The following is a 14,778-nucleotide window of genomic DNA, read 5'->3' as shown; positions in this document are numbered from 1 at the left end:
AGTGTGCGTGTGGTCCCTGCCGGCGCTCAACGGGTCCGTCCCGCGGGTGGTTCCGCGATCATGTCGTCGAACCGCGTGACCCCGGTCACTTTGACCGGACAAAGCGGACACCATCTTTGTGCACGCGTTCACAAAGACATAGCCTGCTGTCAACGGGGCGGTCGTGGGACGTGTGACCGCCTGCAGCCCCGCTCTACCCGCAGGAGCACCGTGGCAACTGGCCGAACACACCGACCGGCGACCCGTAGCCGAGGGATCCCCGAGGCCACCGTCGCCCGTCTTCCGCTGTATCTGCGCGCGCTGACCGCGCTCTCGGAGCGCTCGGTCCCCACGGTCTCCTCCGAAGAGCTCGCGGCGGCGGCCGGGGTGAACTCTGCCAAGTTGCGGAAGGACTTCTCGTACCTGGGTTCGTACGGGACGCGCGGTGTCGGCTACGACGTGGAGTACCTCGTCTACCAGATCTCCCGCGAGCTCGGCCTGACCCAGGACTGGCCGGTCGTGATCGTCGGTATCGGTAACCTCGGCGCCGCGCTCGCCAACTACGGCGGCTTCGCCTCCCGCGGGTTCCGGGTCGCCGCGCTGATAGACGCGGATCCCGCCATGACGGGGAAGCCCGTCGCCGGTCTGCCCGTCCGGCACACCGACGACCTGGAAGCGATCATCAACGACAACGGCGTCTCCATCGGGGTCATCGCCACCCCGGCCGGGGCCGCCCAGCAGGTCTGCGAGCGGCTCGTCGCCGCCGGTGTGACCTCCATCCTCAACTTCGCGCCCACCGTGCTGTCCGTGCCCGACGGCGTCGACGTGCGCAAGGTCGACCTCTCCATCGAGCTGCAGATCCTCGCCTTCCACGAGCAGCGGAAGGCCGGCGAGGAAGCCGATCTGTCCGAGGCCTCCGGGGCGGTTGCGCCGCCGGCCGTGCGCGCCGCCTCCGACGGAGGCAGGAAGGGACCCGACGGGGACGTCCCCGCCGTGATGCCCGCATGAGTCTTCTGGTCGTCGGCCTGAGCCACCGCAGCGCGCCGGTCAGCGTGCTGGAGCGGGCCTCGCTCGCAGTCGAGGCGCAGGGCAAGCTGCTGCAGGACGCGGTCGCCGCCGAGCCCGCGGCGGAGGCCGCCGTGCTCGCCACGTGCAACCGCATCGAGCTGTACGCCGACGTCGACAAGTTCCACGCGGGTGTCGCCGAGATGTCGACGCTGCTGTCCGTGCACAGCGGCGTCGGGCTGGAGGAGCTGACCCCGTACCTCTATGTGCACTACGAGGACCGGGCCGTCCATCACCTCTTCTCGGTGGCCTGCGGCCTGGACTCGATGGTCGTCGGCGAGGGCCAGATCCTCGGCCAGATCAAGGACGCGCTGGCGCTCGGCCAGGACCAGCACACCGCCGGCCGCCTGCTCAACGACCTGTTCCAGCAGGCGCTGCGGGTCGGCAAGCGGGCCCACAGCGAGACCGGTATCGACCGGGCCGGGCAGTCGCTCGTCACGTTCGGCCTGGAGCAGCTCGCCGACGGCTCCGCCGTCGAGACCTGGGCCGGGCGCAAGCGCGCCCTGGTCATCGGTGCCGGCTCCATGTCGTCCCTTGCGGCCACGACGCTCGCGCGGGCCGGTATCACCGAACTGGTGATCGCCAACAGGACCGAGGACCGGGCCGAGCGCCTGGCCGCCGCCCTCGTCGAGCAGAGCGCCCGCGGCGCCGCCGACTCCGCGGCCTTCACGGCCCGCGCGGTCCCCATGGACACCGTCGCCGCCGAGCTGACCGCGGCCGACCTCGTCGTCTCCTGTACGGGTGCCACCGGCCTCGTACTGACGGCCGCCGCCCTGCACAGCGCCCTCGCCGGAAGCCCCGGTCGCCGCATCGACGTCCTCGACCTGGCCATGCCGCGGGACGTCGACACCGCGGCCCACCGCATCGACGGGGTGCGCCTCGTCGACATCGAGACCCTCGCGGAGGCGTCCGCGGACGCCCCGATGGCGGCCGATGTGGACCGGGTCCGCTCCATCGTGTCCGAGGAGGTCGGCGCCTTCGGCGCGGCTCAGCGTGCTGCCCACATCACCCCCACGGTGGTGGCCCTGCGCACCATGGCGGCGGACGTCGTCGCGAGCGAGGTCTCCCGGCTCAACGGCCGTCTGCCCGGCCTGGACGACAAGGAGCGCGCCGAGATCACGCAGACGCTGCGCCGTGTCGTGGACAAGCTCCTCCACGCGCCCACGGTGCGGGTGAAGGAACTCGCGGGCGAGCCCGGCGGCGCCGGGTACGCGGACGCCCTGCGGGAGTTGTTCGACCTCGATCCGCAGGCGGTCGCCGCCGTCAGCCGTGCCGACGCCGGCGATCCGAACCGAGGAGGGCGGGCCACATGAACGACAGCCGTCCCGTCTCCGGCGCAGGCGGTCTCCGGCCTCTGCGGCTCGGGACCCGCCGCAGCAAGCTGGCGATGGCCCAGTCCGGGCGCATAGCCGATGCCGTACGCGATCTGACCGGCCGCCCCGTCGAACTGGTGGAGATCACCACCTACGGCGACACCTCCCGCGCGTCGCTCTCGCAGATCGGCGGCACCGGAGTCTTCGTGACCGCGCTGCGTGACGCGCTGCTGCGCGGCGAGGTCGACTTCGCCGTGCACTCGCTGAAGGACCTGCCGACCACGCAGCCCCACGAGCTGGTCATCGCCGCGGTGCCTCCGCGCGAGGACCCCCGCGACGCCCTGGTGGGCCGCGACGGGCTCGGCTTCGAGGAGCTGGCGGCCTCCGCGGCGGAGGCGTCCCGCCCCGCCCGTATCGGCACCGGTTCGCCGCGCCGCACGGCGCTGCTGAACGCCTGGGCCCGCAGTCTCGGTCTCGACGTCGAGACCGTCCCGATACGCGGCAATGTCGACACCCGGATCGGCTACGTCCGTTCCGGGGAGCTCGACGGCGTCGTACTGGCCGCCGCGGGTCTGACCCGGATCGGCCGCATCGACGAGGCAACCGAGTTGCTGCCCGTCGACACCGTGCTGCCGGCCCCCGGTCAAGGGGCGCTGGCGGTCGAATGCGCTGCATCCGCAGCGGATCTCGCAGCCCGTCTCGCCGAGCTCGACGACCCGCGCACGCGGGCCGCCGTGACCGCCGAGCGATCCCTGCTCGCCGCCCTGGAGGCCGGTTGCAGTGCACCTGTCGGTGCCCTGGCCGACCTTCTGGCCGACGGGCAGGCTGTCACCGAAATGCGCCTGCGCGGAGTCGTCGGTACCACCGACGGCACGACGCTGGTGCAGCTGTCCACCACCGGTCCCGTACCCGCGTCTCACGACGACGCCCTCGCCCTCGGCAGCGAACTCGCCGCCGAGATGCTGGCGAAGGGTGCGGCCGGTCTGATGGGGGAGCGCGCACTTTGAGCCCCACCGCCGCACATCTTGCACGAGCACCACACGCTGCTCTCGGTCACGTCACCTTCCTCGGTGCCGGACCCGGAGATCCGGGACTGCTGACGCTGCGCGCCGTGGAGGCGCTGGCCCACGCGGACGTCCTGGTGGCCGATCCGCAGGTGCTCGATGTGGTGAGCCAGCACGCGAGGACGGGCGCGGACATCCCGCAGCCGGAGCAGGACGAGGCCACGGCCTCAACTGCCGCCCCTGCCTTGCGAGATGCGGCCAATCTTGTCATGGGGGCCGCGCGGGCCGGCAAGCGGGTCGTGCGTGCGGTCGCGGGCGATCCCGGCCTGGACGCCGACACGGGCGCGGAGATGCTGGCCTGTGTCGGCGAGGGCATCCCGTTCGAGGTGGTGCCGGGTGTGGCGGCGGCCGTGGGCGTGCCCGCGTACGCCGGTGTGCCGCTGCGGTCCGCCGAGGGCGCCGATGTCCGTTTCGTCGACGCGAGGACGGCCTCCGAGCGCTGCTGGAACGAGACCGGCGCCAGCGACGCGACGGTCGTCGTCTCCACGACGCTGGACGCGGTGGCCACGGCCTCCGGTGAACTGGTCGCGGCCGGGCGGAAGCCCGACACCCCGATGACCGTCACCGTCGCGGGGACGACCACCCGGCAGCGGACGTGGACGGCCACGCTCGGCACGATCGCCCAGGTGCTGAAGGCGGCGAAGGCGCTGCCGTCCGCGGACGGCGGTCAGCCGGTGATAGCCGTGGTCGGCGAGCACAGCGCCGCGGCCCAGCGCGACCAGCTCGCGTGGTTCGAGTCCAAGCCGCTGTTCGGCTGGAAGGTCCTCGTCCCGCGGACGAAGGAGCAGGCGGCCTCGCTCTCCGACCAGCTCCGGTCGTACGGCGCCGTGCCGCACGAGGTCCCCACCATCGCCGTGGAACCGCCGCGCACGCCCCAGCAGATGGAGCGCGCCGTCAAGGGTCTGGTGACGGGCCGCTACGAGTGGATCGCCTTCACCTCGGTCAACGCCGTCAAGGCGGTCCGGGAGAAGTTCGAGGAGTACGGGCTCGACGCCCGCGCCTTCGCCGGGATCAAGGTCGCGGCGGTGGGCGAGCAGACCGCCAAGGCGCTGGTGGACTTCGGTGTGAAGCCGGACCTGGTGCCCAGCGGTGAGCAGTCCGCGGCCGGGCTGCTGGAGGACTGGCCGCCGTACGATCCGGTCTTCGACCCGATCGACCGTGTCTTTCTGCCGCGCGCCGACATCGCGACCGAGACACTGGTCGCCGGGCTCATCGAACTGGGCTGGGAGGTGGACGACGTGACGGCGTACCGGACCGTGCGCGCCTCGCCGCCGCCGGCCGAGACCCGTGAGGCGATCAAGGGCGGCGGGTTCGACGCCGTGCTGTTCACCTCCTCCAGCACCGTGCGGAATCTGGTGGGCATCGCCGGCAAGCCGCACAACGTCACCGTCATCGCCTGCATCGGCCCGGCGACGGCCAAGACGGCGGAGGAGCACGGCCTGCGGGTCGACGTCCTCTCGCCGGAGCCGTCGGTGCACAAGCTGGCCGAGGCCCTCGCGGAGTTCGGCGCGCAGCGCCGGGCGGCAGCGGTCGAGGCAGGTGAACACGTCACCCGGCCGAGCGAGCGCCGTCCGGGTTCGCGCAGGAGGCGCAGTTGAGCGTTTACGGAAACTTCCCCGGCGCGCGGCCGCGGCGGCTTCGGACGACCCCCGCCCTGCGGCGGATGGTCGCCGAGGCGCGGCTGCATCCGGCCGAGTTGATCCTTCCCGCCTTCGTGCGGGAGGGCATCTCCGAGCCGGTGCCGATCTCCACCATGCCGGGCGTCGTCCAGCACACCCGCAACACCCTGCGGAAGGCGGCCGCGGAGGCGGTGCAGGCGGGCGTGGGCGGCATCATGCTGTTCGGTGTCCCGGAGGAGGCGAAGAAGGACGCGATCGGTTCGCCGGGCACCGACCCGCGGGGCATCCTCCAAGTCGCCCTGGAGGACGTACGGTCCGAGGTCGGCGACGACCTGGTCGTCATGTCCGACCTGTGCCTGGACGAGCACACCGACCACGGTCACTGCGGTGTGCTGGACGCCGAGGGCCGGGTCGACAACGACGCGACGCTGGAGCGGTACGCGGAGATGGCCCGCGTCCAGGCGGACGCGGGCGCCCATGTGGTCGGCCCCAGCGGCATGATGGACGGTCAGGTGCGGGTCATCCGGGAGGCGCTGGATGGCATCGGCCGCCAGGACGTCTCGGTCCTCGCGTACACCGTCAAGTACTCGTCGGCGTTCTACGGGCCGTTCCGCGAGGCGGTGGGCTCCTCGCTCAAGGGCGACCGCAAGACCTATCAGCAGGACCCGGCCAATGCCCGGGAGGCGCTGCGCGAGCTGGCGCTCGACCTGGCGGAGGGCGCGGACATGGTGATGGTCAAGCCCGCGCTGCCCTACCTCGACATCCTCCGCCGCATCGCGGACGAGGCGGATGTGCCGGTTGCCGCCTACCAGATCTCCGGCGAGTACGCGATGGTCGAGGCCGCGGCGGCCAACGGCTGGCTGGAGCGCGACCGGGCGATCATGGAGACGCTGACGGGCATCCGGCGGGCGGGCGCGGGCCTGATCCTGACGTACTGGGCCACGGAGGTCGCCCAGCGGCTTCAGCGCGGGGAGTGACCACCCCGTAGGACCACGCGCACAGGACTGGGCACGTACGTCCTACGAAGCCCCTGCCGATGCAGTACTGCATCGGCAGGGGCTTCTTCCGTTCCTCCGCGGAAGCTGCGAGTCCTGCCGCTCCGCCGGGCATGAGATCGCAAGGGGGCGCCGTTTCAAGGGATTTGCTGCAGTTCCGCAGCCGAGAGCTCGTCAAGGAGGTCGCCGAGCCACGGCGATGCCGGGCATCGCCGTGGCCGCGCCCCCTGGGCCCGCGACCTCTGGGCCCGCGACCCCTGGGCCCGCGACCCCTGGGCCCGGAACTCCTACGCGCCGTCGCCGTCGTCCCACAGCGCGGTGCTGTGGGATGACACCAGGACCCCGATACGGGCGAGCGCCTCGCCGACCGGAAGCGGGTCCGGCCGGCGGCCGTCGCGCAGCCGCAGCGCCACCTCGCCGTCGACGGCCTCCTTGGGACCGATCACGGCCTGGTACGGCACCAGGCGCGCCTGGCGGATGCGCGCGCCCAGACTGCCGCGCTCGGCCTCCGCCACCTCGGCCCGCAGATCCTGTTCCCGGCACCTCCGGGCGAACGCCTCGGCGTGCTCCGACTCGGCGTCGGAGACGGGGAGGACCGCGACCTGGACCGGCGCGAGCCAGGCCGGGAACGCTCCGCCATGGGCCTCGATGAGGTGGGCGACCGCCCGCTCCACACTGCCGATGATGCTGCGGTGGACCATCACCGGCCGGTGCTTCACGCCGTCCGCGCCGATGTAGTGCAGATCGAACTGCTCGGGCTGGTGGAAGTCGATCTGCACGGTGGACAGGGTGGACTCCCGGCCCGCGCCGTCGGCGACCTGGATGTCGATCTTCGGCCCGTAGAACGCGGCCTCGCCCTCGGCCGCCTCGTACGGGAGCCCCGAACGGTCGAGGACGTCGGTCAGCAGGGCGGTGGCCCGCTCCCACATCCCGGGCGCGGCGACGTACTTCCCGCCGGGGCCGGGGAGGGAGAGCCGGTGGCGGGAGGGGGCGATGCCCAGCGCCTCGTACGCCCTGCCGATCATCTCCAGGGCCGCGTGTGCCTCGTCGGTGACCTGGTCCAGGGTGCAGAAGATGTGCGCGTCGTTGAGCTGGATCGCCCGTACGCGGGTGAGCCCGCCGAGGACGCCGGAGAGCTCTGACCGGTACATCCCGCCCAACTCCGCCATTCGCAGGGGGAGTTCACGGTAGCTGTGGGAGCGGGAGCGATAGATCAGGGCGTGGTGCGGGCACAGGCTGGGCCGCAGGACGACCTGCTCGCCGCCCACGTCCATCGGCGGGAACATGTCGTCGCTGTAGTGGGACCAGTGGCCCGAGATCTCGTACAGCTCGCGTTTGCCGAGGACCGGCGAGTAGACGTGGCGGTAGCCCGCCCGCCGCTCCGCGGTGCGGATGTACTCCTCCAGCGCGTGCCGCACGGCGCCGCCGTCGGGCAGCCAGTACGGCAGTCCCGCGCCGATCAGGGGGTCGGTGTCGAACAGGTCGAGCTCGCGGCCGATCCTGCGGTGGTCGTGCATGGCGGTCTCCTCGCGGACATCGGGCGAGGCGAGTACCCACGGCGAAGCCCCGGGGCTCACCCCGGGGCTTCGGCAGGACATCGGTCAGCGCGCCGGGAGGGTCTCCGGCGTCGTCGTCATCGCGGCACGCTGCATACGGGCGACGGTAGCAGGGGCCCGGCGCGGGTCGCGCGGCCTTTTCCGTCGGGTGCACAGCGTCAGGGCGACCCACCCCCGATCCCTGTCGCACCGTCCCTGGCCTGCGCCGATGCCCCGGAGCCGGATCGCTCTGCCCGCAGCGAATCTGCTGCGGGCCAAGATTCCTGACGTAGTGGCACGGACGCGCCGACAGTGGAGTCATCGGCGGCTGCAGCAGCCGCCACCACCCTTCGAGGAGGACCGATGGCTCCACTGACCACCGGCCGGGATCCGGCCCTCGCCCCGCGCGCCACCGACGGCGACACGCTCCCCACGCGCTTCGACGACGATCTGGCCGCCCAGCTCCTCCATCAGCGGATCATCTTCCTGGGCACCCAGGTCGACGAGGTCTCCGCGAACCGCGTCTGCGCGCAGCTCCTCCTGCTCTCGGCCGAGGACGCGCGGACCGACATCAGCCTCGTCGTCAACAGCCCGGGCGGCTCGGTGACCGCGGGGCTCGCGATCTACGACACCATGCGGCTCATCCCCAACGACGTCTCGACCCTCGCGATGGGATTCGCCGCCAGCATGGGCCAGTTCCTGCTCACCGTCGGGGCGAAGGGCAAGCGCTACGCCCTGCCGAACGCGCGGATCATGATGCACCAGCCGTCCGCCGGTATCGGCGGGACCACGGCCGACATCGCCATCCAGGCCGAGAACCTCGAGTTCACCAAGAAGGCCATCGAGCGCATCACCGCCGAGCACACGGGCCAGACGGCCGAGACCGTCGCCCGCGACGGCGACCGCGACCGGTGGTTCACCGCTCAGCAGGCCAAGGAGTACGGGATGGTCGACCGCGTCGTGGAGTCGCTCGCCGACGTGCGCCCGGCCGGTTCGCAGCGACGGATGGGGATCTGACATGGGCCAGTACACGATTCCGACGGTCGTCGAGCGCACCCCGGTGGGCGAGCGCGCGTACGACATCTACAGCCGGCTGCTGTCCGAGCGCATCATCTTCCTCGGCACCGAGATCGACGACGGCGTCGCCAACGTCGTCATCGCCCAGCTCCTCCACCTGGAGTCCTCGAACCCCGAACGCGAGATCTCGATCTACATCAACTCACCCGGCGGCTCGTTCACTTCACTGATGGCCATCTACGACACGATGACCTTCGTCGGCTCGCCGATCTCGACGTTCTGCGTCGGGCAGGCGGCCTCGACCGCGGCCGTCCTCCTCGCCGGGGGCGACCCCGGGCGCCGCATGATCCTGGAGCACGCCCGCGTGCTGCTCGGGCAGCCCGCGAGCGGCGGCCGCCAGGGGACGGTCTCGGATCTCAGCCTCCAGGCCAAGGAGATGGTCCGGATCCGCTCCCAGGTGGAGGAGGTGCTCGCCCGCCACACCCCCCACGATGCGGCGACGCTGCGCGCGGACATGGACCGCGACAAGGTGTTCACCGCGCAGGAGGCCGTGGCGTACGGGCTGGCGGACGAGGTGCTGAGCCGCCGGATCCCGGTAGCCGCCGCTGCCTGACCGCCGCCGGGCGGCGATCCCTGGGCGCGTACGGCCGCAGTGGTCAGGCAGCGAGCCGTACGTCGCCCTGGCGCGAGGTCACCCGTGCGGTCGCCTGCGGAGCCGATGGTGAGGTCAGCCGGGAGGTGACGCGGGTGGTCGTCCGCCGTACCGCGGTGAGGCGGGCGAGTTCGCCCTGACCCAGGGCGAGGAGGTCGGCCAGCCCGAGACCCAGGGCTGCGGCGGCGGCCGCGAGGACCTCGGAGGACGCCTCCTTCAGGCCGCGCTCGACCTCGGAGAGATACGGCACGGAGATTCGTGCCGCGTCGGCCACATCCTTGAGAGTGCGCTTCTGCGCGAGGCGCTCACGGCGCAGGGACTCCCCGACGACCTGGCGCCAGAGGGGCTCCTTGGCGGGGGCGGTCGGCGCCGGCTCAGCGGGCGCTACGACGGGGCGCAGGGGAATGACGCGGGCTTGGTTCGGCGCGTGGCTGGTCACCGCTCCAGGGTAGAAGCGCCGCGCTCGGGAGGGAGGGGCGCGGCGTTCTGCCTGTGGCGAAGCGACCGGCCGAAAAGGGCCGGCCGGCGGTCGGTCAGCTGCCGAACGGTGAGCCCGAGGGGTGCGGGCCGGTGGGCGGCGTCCGGTCGGGCGTCGAGATCGGCAGCACCTCGGGGTAGAGGAACTCGTCCGAGAGGGGGGGAGGGGGCGGCGGCGGGGGCGCCGGTGCCGCAAGGCAGGTGAATCCCAGGCGTGTCATGGCCCGGGTCACCTCACCGGCACTGAAGTCGCGGCGGTCCTGGCGTGTGACGAGCGCCCCGACCTGCTTCACCGGGAAGGTGGAGCGACCGATCTTGACCGATGGACCTGTGATCGGCTCGGGCCTCACCCCGCGCATCGTCAGCTCCACCTCGCTCGCGGTCAGGTCGAAGGGGTAGCCGGCGATGATGACGCGCATGAGGCCTCAACAAGGGGGAGGGGGAGTACGTCGGGCGGACGTCGGTCTGCTCAGCGTCCCACAGCCCTGCCCGAGCGGGAAGCACATGCGGTCACCGGAAATTCGGTGGTCGGGGGAGGAGTGTGCTAGATTGCTTTCAGTTGCAGTTTTGGTACCCATGGACTTTGTGTGCACCTGACGGGATGTGACCGGTCAGGTGCATTTTTGTTTATCCGATCTCATCGGATGGGGTCATTGCGGCGACTCGGAATCCGCACAGGGCGGGTTTCGGTACTGCTTCCCCTAAGAAGGAGATTTCTTATGGCCACCGGCACCGTCAAGTGGTTCAACTCGGAAAAGGGCTTCGGCTTCATCGAGCAGGACGGCGGCGGCGCGGACGTCTTCGCCCACTACTCGAACATCGCCACCCAGGGCTTCCGTGAGCTCCAGGAAGGCCAGAAGGTGACGTTCGACGTCACGCAGGGCCAGAAGGGCCCGCAGGCCGAGAACATCGTCCCGGCCTAAGTCCTGGACGAGCCACACAGCAGGGGCCCGCACCTGAAGGGTGCGGGCCCTCGCCTGTCCTGTCTTTACTGAAACCTCGTCGGCAAGATTTCACCCGGCCGTGCCAGGTTTTCGCTTTTTCTTTCCGGCTCGTTCCCGCGATTCTCCGGTCGGCTCAGCCGCCACGGATACCTCCCCGGTTCGCGCCGTCGCCCCGAGGAAGGCTCCTTCCCAGTGAATCGTCGTGCCCGACCCGCCCGAAAGTCCCGTCCGCAATCGTCTGCGCCCGCTCGTGGCCGCGGATCCGGTTCCGGACCGAGCGATTTCGCTCTCCCCACCTCCGGCACCCCGGCGCTGCCCGCCGTCGGCTCCTTCGCCGAGCTGGACATGCCGCGCCCCCTGATGGAGGAGCTCACCCGCCAAGGGGTGACCGTGCCGTTCCCCATCCAGGCCGCGACCCTGCCCAACGCCCTGGCCGGCCGTGACGTACTCGGCCGCGGACGCACCGGCTCCGGCAAGACTCTCGCCTTCGGTCTCGCGCTGCTCGCCCGCACCGCGGGACAGCGCGCGGAGCCCCGCCGGCCGCTTGCTCTTGTGCTGGTCCCCACCCGGGAACTGGCCCAGCAGGTCACCGCGGCCCTCACTCCCTACGCCCGGCACCTTCGGCTCCGGATGGCCACGGTGGTCGGCGGCCTGTCGATCGGCCGCCAGGCCGGGGATCTGCGCTCGGGCTCCGAGGTCGTCGTGGCCACCCCCGGGCGGCTCAAGGACCTCATCGAGCGCGGCGACTGCCATCTGGACCAGGTCCGCATCACCGTGCTCGACGAGGCCGACCAGATGGCCGACATGGGCTTCATGCCTCAGGTCACCGCGCTGCTGCGCCAGGTGCCCGCCGACGGCCAGCGGCTGCTCTTCTCCGCGACCCTCGACCGGAACATCGACACGCTGGTCCAGCGCTACCTGACCGACCCGGTCGTCCACTCCGTGGACCCGTCCGCCGGTGCCGTCAGCTCCATGGAGCACCATCTGCTGCACATCGCGGACACGGACAAGCAGGCCGCCATCACCCGGATCGCCGCCCGCGACGGCCGGGTGATCATGTTCCTGGACACCAAGCACGCCGCCGACCGGCTCGCGCGGCGGCTCCTGGCCAACGGCGTACGGGCCGCGGCGCTGCACGGCGGCAAGTCGCAGTCCCGGCGTACCCGCACCCTCGACCAGTTCAAGCAGGGGCAGGTCACGGCGCTGATCGCCACCAATGTCGCCGCCCGCGGCATACACGTCGACGATCTCGACCTCGTGGTCAACGTCGACCCTCCGGCCGACCACAAGGACTATCTCCACCGCGGCGGCCGCACGGCACGCGCCGGTGAGTCCGGCCGGGTGGTCACCCTCGTTCTGCCGCACCAGCGGCGGGAGATGACCAGGATCATGGCCGATGCCGGGATCACGCCCGAGGTCGCGAAGGTGCACTCCGCCGACGCCGAACTGGCCCGCATCACCGGCGCGGCGGCGCCGTCCGGCGTGGCGGTCACCATCGTGGAAGCGGCGCCCGAGCAGCCTCGCCGCGCGGCGAACGGCGGCGCCCGAAGGCGCCGTCCGTCCGGCCGCTCGGCCTCGTCGTCCGGCCGCTCTGCCACGGCATCCGGCGGCCGCACCTCCTCGGTGTCCGGCCGTACCTCTGCGGCGTCGGGCCGGCAGGCCGGTTCCACGCCGCGGAAGGCATCGCGCCGCCGGGCGGCGTGACCACCCGGCTCGGCTCCGCCGTCAGCGTCCGCTCCTGGATCAGCGTCCCGCGGTCCAGGAGTGGGCGACGTCGATCACGAGACGGTCGCCCGTCTGGAACACACGGAACGGCAGCCGGGCCCGGACGCCCAGACCGATCTGGGTGTCGCCTTCGAAGCTCGTGGCGAACCGGGTGTCCTTGAACGTCTTGTAGCCGGTGAGGTTCACGCCGGGCAGCGGCTTGCCCGCCCGCCCCGCGTACGTCGCGGCGCCGGTGTCCGGGTCGTAGCTCGGCGCCGCCACCCGTATCTCGAGGACGGCCCCGCCGCTGACCGGGATGAACTGGCCCGAGCCGTCCTGGTAGAGCTTGTTGACGTACTGCACCGTGTAGCCGATGCGGTTGCTGCCGGTGCCGGGGACGTCGAAGACCATCCGGTCGTAGCAGGTGTTGCGGCCGGTCCTGATGTCCTTGAGCGGCGTGTAGCCGGTGGGCGCGGCCGTCTTGTCGGTGCTTCCCCAGCCGGTCTCGCAGGCCGTCGCGGATGCGGGTGCCGCCGCGGCAGTGGCCGAGGTCGCTGTTGCCGCCAGACCCGCACTCGCCAGAACGAGCGCGGCCAGCGTCGTACCCAACCGTCGCATTTCTACCCCCCAGGTATCGAAAACGGTTACGTCGGGTTGGACAGGTGATATGCCCGAAGGGTTGCCTATCCGGACGGATCGGTTCGGGTCAACAAGACCCGGTGCAAAGCGGCCAGTTGGCTTGATCTTGGTCCGCGACCGTCCGTGCCCCCGCGTTCCGGTCCGGCCGGTCAGCCGGTACCGAACCACCCCTCCGCGAGCGCGTCCGGCGTGCCACCGGGCGGCGCGGCCAGCTCACGCGGGTACCAGGGGAGATCGCTGTCGACGTGCGGCAGCGTGTACGCGAGCAGCTCGGGCGGTTCGGAAGCGCGGCCGTACGCCGCGAAGAGGCGGCGCAGCAGCTTCGGATCCCCGCGCGTGACGAACAGGCCGACGGCGATGACGTCGTACGCCGGGTCGCCGATCATCGCCGGCTCGAAGTCGAGGACCCCGCTCAGCCGCCGGCCGCGCGGGTCCACGACCAGGTGCTGACGCATGAACTCGGTGTGGAGGAGGGACAGACGGCCCGGCTGCGGCAGGGTACGGCGTCGAGGAACGCGGGGATCGGTTCCGGCCAGTGATCATCCAGCCCGCGCTCCCGGTGCTGCTCGACCGCACCGGCCCGTTGACGCTCCACGAACTCCGCCCAGTCGCCGGGCCCGAGCACATCCGCGAGCGGCGCGAAATCCAGCGCGTGCGTAACTGCTGTGCACTGCCTACGCGTTGCGGGTCACCCAGGAGGCGAAGGAAGCCCAGGCCTCGGTGGAGAAGTCGAGCACCGGCCCGTCGGGGTCCTTGGAGTCACGGACGTGGACGGTGGTGGGGTGCGCGGAGATCTCCACGCAGGCACCGCCCTGCTCGCTGCTGTAGCTGGACTTGCGCCAGGCGTAGGCGATCTCGATGCAGTTGCCGCCCTGCTCGCTGCTGTAGCTGGACTTGAACCACTCCAGTGCGCGGTCCTTCATTGCTCTCCTCGCAGCCGGTCCAACTCGCCCTTGGTCTCATCGGGATTGAGGGCCTGAGTTCGCAGCATCGCATACTTCCTGGCCAGGATGCTGACCTCATCGGGGTCGGAGATGAGCATGCTGCCGCGCTGTGTCTCGGCGTAGGCCAGCAGGTCGTGGCCGGGGGTCTCCAGCAGGACGAACGGTCCGGACAGTCCCGCGTGGGTCTGCCGCCCGCCCGGCATGATCTGGAGCACGACGCCGTGCCATTCGGTGCAGGCGAGCAGATGGCACACCTGCTCGCGGTGGACTCCCTCGCCACCGAGCCGGTCCCTCAGCACTGCCTCCGAGATGATGAAGCTCGTGGAGGGCGGGACCTTCCGGCGCAGGATGTCCTGACGTTCCATGCGGGCCGCTACGCGGACTTCGATGTCCTCTTCGCTGAGCGGAGGAATGTCGTTCCGGATGACCGCGCGGGCATAGCTCTCGGTCTGCAACAGCCCGGGGATGACCTGGTTCTCGTAGGAAGAGAGGTCGATCGCCTCCCGCTCGTAATCGATGAACTCCGCCGCCCACACCGGGAACTTGTCCACATCCGGCATGTTCGCCACCGCCACCGCGAGCGCGCCCTTCGTCTCCAGAAGGCGGTCGAGGTCCTCCGCCAGGTCCGGCTTCAGCGGGCGCCTGCCCTGCTCGATGGAGGCGATGGTCTCCTCGTGCAGGCCGAGGCGTTCGCCGAGTTCTCGTTGGGTCAGGCGCGCGGACCGGCGGAACTGCGCCGTCAGTGCGCCGACGAGCCGTACCGACGACGCGTTCTTCCTCTTCCGTGGGTGCATGCCCGACCAACTCCCCGCCCCTGTCCCCGCGTTACTC

At 71.3% G+C, this 14,778-nt stretch carries 16 protein-coding genes; 9 read left to right on the top strand and 7 right to left on the bottom strand.

Annotated elements, in window-relative coordinates:
- The first annotated feature begins 210 nt into the window (after positions 1–210).
- Genes ACGFNH_RS23905 through hemB form a run of 5 tightly spaced genes read left to right on the top strand, consistent with a single transcriptional unit; the run spans position 211 to position 6,017 of the window.
- On the top strand, positions 211–987 hold the full coding sequence (locus ACGFNH_RS23905) for a redox-sensing transcriptional repressor Rex (protein ID WP_393656839.1): 777 nt from the start codon (positions 211–213) through the stop codon (positions 985–987).
- Positions 984–2,357 carry a glutamyl-tRNA reductase gene (locus ACGFNH_RS23900; protein WP_393656837.1) on the top strand — a complete coding sequence of 458 codons (1,374 nt, stop codon included), beginning with the start codon at positions 984–986 and terminating at the stop codon, positions 2,355–2,357. The genes ACGFNH_RS23905 and ACGFNH_RS23900 overlap by 4 nt, the downstream gene beginning before the upstream one ends.
- The gene (hemC, locus tag ACGFNH_RS23895) at positions 2,354–3,364 is read left to right on the top strand and encodes a hydroxymethylbilane synthase (protein ID WP_393656836.1); all 1,011 of its coding nucleotides are present in this window, start codon (positions 2,354–2,356) and stop codon (positions 3,362–3,364) included. Before ACGFNH_RS23900 ends, hemC begins: the two co-directional genes overlap by 4 nt.
- Positions 3,361–5,019: a uroporphyrinogen-III synthase gene (locus tag ACGFNH_RS23890; protein ID WP_393656834.1), complete on the top strand. Its 1,659-nt coding sequence runs from the start codon at positions 3,361–3,363 to the stop codon at positions 5,017–5,019. The genes hemC and ACGFNH_RS23890 overlap by 4 nt, the downstream gene beginning before the upstream one ends.
- Positions 5,016–6,017, top strand: coding sequence for a porphobilinogen synthase (hemB, locus tag ACGFNH_RS23885; RefSeq protein ID WP_393656832.1), 1,002 nt, complete (start codon positions 5,016–5,018; stop codon positions 6,015–6,017). The genes ACGFNH_RS23890 and hemB overlap by 4 nt, the downstream gene beginning before the upstream one ends.
- 305 nt (positions 6,018–6,322) lie before the next feature.
- Here the strand turns inward: hemB and thrS are convergent, their stop codons facing one another.
- Positions 6,323–7,612, bottom strand: coding sequence for a threonine--tRNA ligase (gene thrS / locus ACGFNH_RS23880; protein WP_393656830.1), 1,290 nt, complete (start codon positions 7,610–7,612; stop codon positions 6,323–6,325).
- Positions 7,613–7,933: 321 nt separating this feature from the next.
- Here thrS and ACGFNH_RS23875 point away from each other — a divergent pair, with 321 nt between their 5' ends.
- Together ACGFNH_RS23875 and ACGFNH_RS23870 are read left to right on the top strand one after the other, a co-directional pair.
- Positions 7,934–8,587 (top strand): ATP-dependent Clp protease proteolytic subunit, encoded by a 654-nt coding sequence (locus ACGFNH_RS23875; RefSeq protein ID WP_393656828.1) that lies wholly within the window; start codon positions 7,934–7,936, stop codon positions 8,585–8,587.
- Position 8,588: 1 nt separating this feature from the next.
- Positions 8,589–9,200, top strand: a complete 612-nt coding sequence (locus ACGFNH_RS23870; protein ID WP_393656826.1) for a ClpP family protease — start codon at positions 8,589–8,591, stop codon at positions 9,198–9,200.
- A 43-nt stretch (positions 9,201–9,243) separates the two neighbouring features.
- On the opposite strand, the gene ACGFNH_RS23865 is transcribed toward ACGFNH_RS23870, so the two are convergent.
- The gene (locus ACGFNH_RS23865) at positions 9,244–9,678 is read right to left on the bottom strand and encodes a helix-turn-helix domain-containing protein (protein ID WP_393656824.1); all 435 of its coding nucleotides are present in this window, start codon (positions 9,676–9,678) and stop codon (positions 9,244–9,246) included.
- 94 nt (positions 9,679–9,772) lie between these two features.
- Entirely contained in the window at positions 9,773–10,135 is a 363-nt protein-coding gene (locus ACGFNH_RS23860; RefSeq protein WP_393656822.1) for an SCO5918 family protein, read from the bottom strand.
- A gap of 300 nt (positions 10,136–10,435) precedes the next feature.
- Here ACGFNH_RS23860 and ACGFNH_RS23855 point away from each other — a divergent pair, with 300 nt between their 5' ends.
- Both ACGFNH_RS23855 and ACGFNH_RS23850 read left to right on the top strand, forming a co-directional pair.
- Positions 10,436–10,639, top strand: a complete 204-nt coding sequence (locus ACGFNH_RS23855; protein WP_009715709.1) for a cold-shock protein — start codon at positions 10,436–10,438, stop codon at positions 10,637–10,639.
- Between the two features lie 213 nt (positions 10,640–10,852).
- A complete protein-coding gene (locus ACGFNH_RS23850) occupies positions 10,853–12,364 on the top strand; it encodes a DEAD/DEAH box helicase (RefSeq protein WP_393656820.1) in 1,512 nt (503 codons plus the stop codon).
- 39 nt (positions 12,365–12,403) lie between these two features.
- Here ACGFNH_RS23850 and ACGFNH_RS23845 read toward each other — a convergent pair whose 3' ends face one another.
- From ACGFNH_RS23845 to ACGFNH_RS23830, 4 genes are all read right to left on the bottom strand, one after another.
- Positions 12,404–12,982, bottom strand: a complete 579-nt coding sequence (locus tag ACGFNH_RS23845) for a hypothetical protein (RefSeq protein WP_393656818.1) — start codon at positions 12,980–12,982, stop codon at positions 12,404–12,406.
- A 170-nt stretch (positions 12,983–13,152) separates the two neighbouring features.
- On the bottom strand, positions 13,153–13,458 hold the full coding sequence (locus ACGFNH_RS23840; RefSeq protein ID WP_393656816.1) for a phosphotransferase: 306 nt from the start codon (positions 13,456–13,458) through the stop codon (positions 13,153–13,155).
- 219 nt (positions 13,459–13,677) lie between these two features.
- Positions 13,678–13,926 (bottom strand): DUF397 domain-containing protein, encoded by a 249-nt coding sequence (locus ACGFNH_RS23835; protein ID WP_393656814.1) that lies wholly within the window; start codon positions 13,924–13,926, stop codon positions 13,678–13,680.
- Positions 13,923–14,741: a helix-turn-helix domain-containing protein gene (locus ACGFNH_RS23830; RefSeq protein ID WP_393656812.1), complete on the bottom strand. Its 819-nt coding sequence runs from the start codon at positions 14,739–14,741 to the stop codon at positions 13,923–13,925. Before ACGFNH_RS23830 ends, ACGFNH_RS23835 begins: the two co-directional genes overlap by 4 nt.
- Positions 14,742–14,778 lie beyond the last annotated feature (37 nt).

Source organism: Streptomyces sp. NPDC048639, assembly GCF_043199075.1.
Taxonomy (GTDB): Bacteria; Actinomycetota; Actinomycetes; order Streptomycetales; family Streptomycetaceae; genus Streptomyces.
Note: the sequence above shows the minus strand (reverse complement) of the source record. Positions and strands in the feature narration are given on the sequence as shown.

Excerpts from the sequence above, each read along its gene's own strand:
- ACGFNH_RS23900 (WP_393656837.1), top strand. The coding sequence starts at position 984 with ATGAGTCTTCTGGTCGTCGGCCTGAGCCACCGCAGCGCGCCGGTCAGC.
- hemC (WP_393656836.1), top strand. The coding sequence starts at position 2,354 with ATGAACGACAGCCGTCCCGTCTCCGGCGCAGGCGGTCTCCGGCCTCTG.
- ACGFNH_RS23875 (WP_393656828.1), top strand. The coding sequence starts at position 7,934 with ATGGCTCCACTGACCACCGGCCGGGATCCGGCCCTCGCCCCGCGCGCC.
- ACGFNH_RS23870 (WP_393656826.1), top strand. The coding sequence starts at position 8,589 with ATGGGCCAGTACACGATTCCGACGGTCGTCGAGCGCACCCCGGTGGGC.
- ACGFNH_RS23860 (WP_393656822.1), bottom strand. The coding sequence starts at position 10,135 with ATGCGCGTCATCATCGCCGGCTACCCCTTCGACCTGACCGCGAGCGAG.
- ACGFNH_RS23855 (WP_009715709.1), top strand. The coding sequence starts at position 10,436 with ATGGCCACCGGCACCGTCAAGTGGTTCAACTCGGAAAAGGGCTTCGGC.
- ACGFNH_RS23845 (WP_393656818.1), bottom strand. The coding sequence starts at position 12,982 with ATGCGACGGTTGGGTACGACGCTGGCCGCGCTCGTTCTGGCGAGTGCG.
- ACGFNH_RS23840 (WP_393656816.1), bottom strand. The coding sequence starts at position 13,458 with ATGCGTCAGCACCTGGTCGTGGACCCGCGCGGCCGGCGGCTGAGCGGG.
- ACGFNH_RS23835 (WP_393656814.1), bottom strand. The coding sequence starts at position 13,926 with ATGAAGGACCGCGCACTGGAGTGGTTCAAGTCCAGCTACAGCAGCGAG.
- ACGFNH_RS23830 (WP_393656812.1), bottom strand. The coding sequence starts at position 14,741 with ATGCACCCACGGAAGAGGAAGAACGCGTCGTCGGTACGGCTCGTCGGC.